Here is a 250-nt window from a genome sequence, read left to right as displayed (position 1 = left end):
AGTTGTCCCAGTATGGATCGTCAGACCAAACAAGACCAAACCCAGCGTTACGGCGAAGATCAATTAATAATTCCGAGTCTTCGTGCCAACCAATAAAATCAATGTTTTTATCCTTACCCCAATCATGAGGATGATCATAAATTCGGAGTTTTACATTAGATGAATCCCATTTCTTAATGAACGCTGCCTTGGGATCATTTGGGCCAGCATAGGTCATCACTGGTTTATAAGTGGGTAGAGGGCCTAAATC

At 41.6% G+C, this 250-nt stretch carries 1 protein-coding gene; it reads right to left on the bottom strand.

All coding sequences use genetic code 11. The features are described 5' to 3' along the window. Nucleotides 1-217 (bottom strand): hypothetical protein (locus ACFILW_RS10950; protein ID WP_375685849.1); only part of this gene is annotated, 217 nt, incomplete at its 3' end. Nucleotides 218-250: the final 33 nt, after the last annotated feature.

It is taken from the genome of Bartonella sp. TT110JLCBS (assembly GCF_042193405.1).
Taxonomy (GTDB): Bacteria; Pseudomonadota; Alphaproteobacteria; order Rhizobiales; family Rhizobiaceae; genus Bartonella.
This window is presented reverse-complemented; position numbering and strand designations above follow the sequence as displayed.